Source organism: Natrinema soli (genome assembly GCF_028618695.1).
In genome coordinates, this window is sequence record NZ_JAQIVI010000373.1 from 1 (window position 1) to 4,248 (window position 4,248).

5 protein-coding genes are annotated in these 4,248 nt (G+C 62.0%); 2 read left to right on the top strand and 3 right to left on the bottom strand.

Features of this window, described 5'->3' with window-relative positions:
* On the bottom strand, window positions 1-491 hold a 491-nt coding region (locus tag PGX04_RS21135; protein WP_273740313.1), incomplete at its 3' end, for an alcohol dehydrogenase catalytic domain-containing protein.
* Between the two features lie 1,189 nt (window positions 492-1,680).
* On the opposite strand from PGX04_RS21135, the gene PGX04_RS21140 reads away from it, so the two are divergent.
* Window positions 1,681-2,445, top strand: coding sequence for an IclR family transcriptional regulator (locus tag PGX04_RS21140; RefSeq protein WP_273740314.1), 765 nt, complete (start codon window positions 1,681-1,683; stop codon window positions 2,443-2,445).
* A gap of 66 nt (window positions 2,446-2,511) precedes the next feature.
* On the opposite strand, the gene PGX04_RS21145 is transcribed toward PGX04_RS21140, so the two are convergent.
* Both PGX04_RS21145 and PGX04_RS21150 read right to left on the bottom strand, forming a co-directional pair.
* Window positions 2,512-2,700, bottom strand: a complete 189-nt coding sequence (locus PGX04_RS21145; RefSeq protein WP_273740315.1) for a hypothetical protein — start codon at window positions 2,698-2,700, stop codon at window positions 2,512-2,514.
* A 121-nt stretch (window positions 2,701-2,821) separates the two neighbouring features.
* A complete protein-coding gene (locus PGX04_RS21150) occupies window positions 2,822-3,595 on the bottom strand; it encodes an SDR family NAD(P)-dependent oxidoreductase (protein WP_273740316.1) in 774 nt (257 codons plus the stop codon).
* A 102-nt stretch (window positions 3,596-3,697) separates the two neighbouring features.
* Here PGX04_RS21150 and PGX04_RS21155 point away from each other — a divergent pair.
* On the top strand, window positions 3,698-4,248 hold a 551-nt coding region (locus tag PGX04_RS21155), incomplete at its 3' end, for a zinc-dependent alcohol dehydrogenase (protein WP_273740317.1).

Consider the following 4,248-nt stretch of genomic DNA (forward strand, 5'->3'; position numbering starts at 1 on the left):
GCCAGTGCGTGGTAGGCCGTCATGAACCGGCAGCCGAGACCCGCCATCTCCGTGAAGCCGACGTCGTCGGGGAGTTTCACGCAGTTGAAGTCAGCTTCCCGAACGGGAAATGCCTCCGCGAACGCGCCCTGAGAGTACTCCGACAGACCGAGCGGAAGCACCGTCTCGCAGTTGTTCGCCCGCCCCTCGCGGCAGTGCGGACAGGTGCCGTCACCGAGGTGGAACGGCACCGCGACGCGGTCGCCTTCCTCGAGCGTTTCGACGTCCGAACCGACCGCCGAAACGACGCCGGCGGGCTCGTGACCGAGGATCTGACCTTTCGGGACACCCGCGCCGATCCAGCTCCAGTCGCCCTGCCAGGCGTGCCAGTCGCTCCGACAGATCCCACACGCCTCGGTCTCGACGATTACCTGATCGGCTCCCGGCTCCGGATAGTCGACGTCTCTGACCGCCAGCGGTTCCCCATGTTCTTCGAGTACGGCTGCTCGCATGTTCCAACGGTAGTGGCAGTGAGTATAAAAGTATAGGCGGTACGCTGTCGAGTTGTCAGAAACTACTTGTACGTTGTTTCTCGTTGCCCGAGTGGATCGGGCCGGAGCTCCGGCCGAAGCCCCACGATAACGATCGATATCGAACAGATCTCGACAACGGGGTGCGGATGTACAGTGAAGTTGAAACGATACCTGTACGGGTGCACATCGTTCCTCCGAATCGGCCAAATCCCTTCGAGGAGTCGATCGCGACCGCTCCCGCCTCCTGAAGTCCTGTTCCGAGCCCCCTATATTACATAATTATACGATAGAATATGAAATCTGGAATATAATTATTCGACTGATACAGCGACAATCGCGGAAGTTCACTCGATAGGGAGTACAAGCCGAAATAAGCCGGTTTAAGTGAAAAGCGAATGTCACTCAGCGATAGCTCCGGCGGCGCGAGGAACCGATTTACCGGAGACGTTCCTTCGAGATAATTGGCCTTCAATTGGTCCAGAACGACCGCTAAACGCAAATTTCGACGGCATGTTCGCGGCCGAAAACCACAAATCTGATTTCATAACTGTATTTTTATGCTTACGACGAAATGTCCATATAACAGTATATAGGTAGTCGGGCCCCTGTCGATTGGCCGGTCACTGAGGTCACCCGCTTTCCATTACAACCATATGTTTGTGATTAGAATGTCGTCGGTACCGGGTGGCGATCGACGGTTCGACTGGAAACCGCGTTCCCAACCGGGTACGACCCCGCTAGTGGTCGTCTTTCGTCCAGCCACGTTCTCGCTTCGGCGGACTCATCGGGCGTTATGTAATACCGAACGAAAATCGAGGAGTAGCGAGGGGTCGACCGAAACGCTCACCCAGGTGTACGACCAGTTTCCGCACCGATCTCGGACGGCACCGTCGTCGATCAGGGGATCGACGTACGCGGTCGTTCATTTGCGTCTGTCGGAGCGATATACCGGTAACGACGCCGGAAAACGCACAGAGGGCCGGCGTTCATTCATACCGAACTGCCGTCCCGTTCGCGAGCGGGGGTGCAACCGACTCACAAATCCGGAGCAGCGGTGGTCAACCACTTCCAGCATCGCTGCATCCGAAAGCGCGGTCGTCATACTGCGATGGCCGTTCGTGAATGCTGAACGCACAAGTATTTATACTAAACGCCATCTAGCCAGTGTATGGGCAAACGAGCGAACAATCCCGTCAAATCGGTCGTCACGACGTTCGACATTCTCCAGACGTTACGCCGACTCGACGGTGCCGGGGTCACCGAACTGTCGAACGAGCTCGAGCTACCGAAAAGCAGCGTCTACAACTACCTCAGCACGCTCGAACAGGAGGAGTACGTCGTCAAAGAGGACGGAACGTACTATCTCGGACTCCGATTTCTCGATTTCGGCCGGTACGTGCGCCAGCGCGACGACCTCTACGAGACGGCCCGTCCAGAGATGGAGGCGATCGCGGACGAGACCGGAGAGCTCGTCAACCTGCTGGTCGAAGAGCACGGACAGGGCGTCTACGTCTGTCGGGTGCGCGGCGATCAGGCCGTCAACGTCGCGGCGAGTACCGGCCACCGCGTGGCGCTCCACAACACGGGACTGGGGAAGGCGATTTTCTCGCATCTCCCGGCGGAGCGCGTCGACGAAATCCTTGACGAGCACGGGATGTCAGCCGACACCGCGCACTCGATCACCGACCGAGACGAGCTCAAGGCCGAACTGGAGACGATCCGGGACCGCGGCGTGGCGTTCGATCGCGAGGAACGAATCGACGGGCTCTGCTGCGTGGCCGTCCCGATTCTGGACCGCGACGACCGCCCGATCGGCGCACTCAGCGTCGCCGGACCGAAGAGTCGCATGAAAGGCGACCGGTTCGAGACCGAACTCCCCGAACTCCTCGAGAGCGCCGCGAACGTGATCGAGCTGAACCTGACGTACTCCTGATTGTTTCGTCACGGGTCTCGCTACCCGGACACACGAATTGTCGTTCATCAATACCGAACAAACGTCTCACGCCTGACGCCACGCGACGACGCCGTCCGCCGTCGACCGTTCGAGCGTCCCTCGGTCGACGCGGGCCGCGAAGTGACCGGACAGCGGATACGCGAGGTCGATGTCGAGTCCGTAGCTGCCGCGACGGTCGACGACGCCGGGGTCGACGACGATCGGTCCGTCAGCGCCCTCGAGAACGGTAGCCATGCAGCTTGTCGTCGATGACGGTCTCGATCCGGTGGATTCCGGGGGCCAACGTCTGTGTCGCTATCTCTCGCATGGGGTCGAGTCGAACGTCGGCGCGGCGGCTACAAAAACGGTGGTCCGATCAGAACGCGCTGTCTGCGAAGCCGCCGTCGACCGTGACGATCTCGCCGGTGACGAACGAGGCGGCGTCGCTGCCGAGGTAGATCGCCGCACCGACGATCTCATCGCGCTCGGCGACTCGGCCGAGCGGGGTGCGTTCGTCGATGCGCGCTCGTTTCTCCGTCCCGTCGGCGTAGGTCTCGGCGTTCTGCGGAGTGATGACGAATCCGGGCGCGATCGCGTTGACCCGGACGTCGGGGGCGAGTTCCTTCGCGGACGCACGCGTGAACGCTTCGACGCCACCTTTGGCCGCGGTGTAGGCAGGCAGATTCGCCATCGAGAGCCGAGCCGACAGCGAGGAGATGTTGACGATCGACCCGCCCTCCGCCATCGCCGGGGCGAACGTCTGCGTGACGCGACGGACGCCGTCGAGCGCGACATCGGTGACGAAATCCCACTCCTCGTCGGAGATGTCCTGCACCGTCGCCCGCGAGATCGCTCCCTGCGATGCGACGACGATATCGATACCGCCGAACTCGTCGACGGCCGTCTCGCGGACGCGCTCGAGCGACTCGGGGTCGGTCACGTCGCACGTAACCCTCGCCGTCTCGACGCCTCGACCCTCGATCGCCGCCGCCGTCTCCGCGACCTTCGACTCGTCGCGACTCGTCGCGATGACGTCGGCACCCTCCGCCGCGAAGCCGAGGGCGATCGCCTGTCCGATACCGCTGGTCCCGCCGACGACGATCGCGCGCTTGCCGTCGACGGTCACTGGACTGTGTTCGTAGTCGACCATACGGTGACTGTAACTGTCCGTCCCTATTACGTTTACCGTCCTGTGGCACACCGAATCGGGAAATCCCACAGAATTATAACTGCCCGCGAACGACCCGAAGGCATGCGCGGATTAGCAAAAACCAGTCGGAGTCAGGGAGCCATGGAACTCGTCGACCTCGAGCGGCCCGAACCCGGTCCGGATGAGGCGCTGATCGAAATCGACTACGCGGGCCTCTGCGGGAGCGACGCGGGCATCTACGAGTTCGAATCGGCCTTCGAACGGATGGAGTTGCCGACCGTCATCGGCCACGAGTACACCGGCCGCATCGTCGAAGCCGGCGACGACGTATCGAAGTTCTCGGTCGGCGATCGGGTCGTCGAGCGACCCATTCGGGGCTGCGGCGACTGCTACCAGTGCGAGATGGGCCAGGAGAACGTCTGTCAGAACGCCGTGATCACCGGCGTCGACCACGACGGCGCGTACGAGGGATACGTCGCCGTCCCGGAGACGGCGCTCAACCCCGTTCCCGAGGACATGGATCCGAAACACGCCGCGCTCGTCGAACCGACGAGCATCGGCGCTCGGGCGGTCATCCAGAACTCCCGGGTGAGCCCCGGCGACCGCGTCATGGTCGCCGGCCCCGGCCCCATCGGCCAGTTGACGGCCCAGAT